Origin of the sequence: Paenibacillus glycanilyticus NBRC 16618 (assembly GCF_004000805.1) — a bacterium.
Taxonomy (GTDB): Bacteria; Bacillota; Bacilli; order Paenibacillales; family Paenibacillaceae; genus Pristimantibacillus; species Pristimantibacillus glycanilyticus.
The window spans coordinates 1-592 of the sequence record NZ_BILY01000092.1; the positions used below are offsets into that span (position 1 = coordinate 1).

Sequence of the window (592 nt, forward strand, 5' to 3'; positions counted from 1 at the left end):
AATATTTCTTACATAGCTGATTGCTACGTAATATGCAAGGCCCGTTGGTCAAGGGGTTAAGACACCTCCCTTTCACGGAGGTAACAGGGGTTCGAATCCCCTACGGGTCACCATCTTTACAAAAAAGAAACAAAAAAAGTTCTTGCCAAGCTGACTTGAATGTGATATATTATAAAAGTCGCTCGAGAGAATATGGAGGCTTAGCTCAGCTGGGAGAGCATCTGCCTTACAAGCAGAGGGTCGGGGGTTCGATCCCCTCAGCCTCCACCATATATGTTTTAAAAATGACGCGGGGTGGAGCAGCTCGGTAGCTCGTCGGGCTCATAACCCGAAGGCCGCAGGTTCAAATCCTGCCCCCGCAACCAAAACTTTATCTTCGGTTTTTACCGAGAATTCGATGTGGAGCTGTGGTGTAGAGGCCTAACATGCCTGCCTGTCACGCAGGAGACCGCGGGTTCGAATCCCGTCAGCTCCGCCATTTAATCAAACATCAGGCTCGGTAGCTCAGTTGGTAGAGCAGAGGACTGAAAATCCTCGTGTCGGCGGTTCGATTCCGTCCCGAGCCACCATGTTAGATGGTGGAAAATTTAAT

At 49.7% G+C, this 592-nt stretch carries 5 tRNA genes; all 5 read left to right on the forward strand.

What is annotated here, in order from left to right:
• Positions 1–38 precede the first annotated feature (38 nt).
• The 5 genes from PGL01S_RS30680 (at position 39) to PGL01S_RS30700 (ending at position 569) form a co-directional block, all read left to right on the forward strand.
• Positions 39–113 (forward strand) — tRNA-Glu (locus PGL01S_RS30680).
• An 81-nt stretch (positions 114–194) separates the two neighbouring features.
• Positions 195–270: transfer RNA gene (locus tag PGL01S_RS30685), tRNA-Val, on the forward strand.
• A gap of 18 nt (positions 271–288) precedes the next feature.
• A tRNA-Met gene (locus tag PGL01S_RS30690) sits at positions 289–365 on the forward strand.
• A 36-nt stretch (positions 366–401) separates the two neighbouring features.
• A tRNA-Asp gene (locus tag PGL01S_RS30695) sits at positions 402–478 on the forward strand.
• Between the two features lie 15 nt (positions 479–493).
• Positions 494–569: transfer RNA gene (locus tag PGL01S_RS30700), tRNA-Phe, on the forward strand.
• Positions 570–592 lie beyond the last annotated feature (23 nt).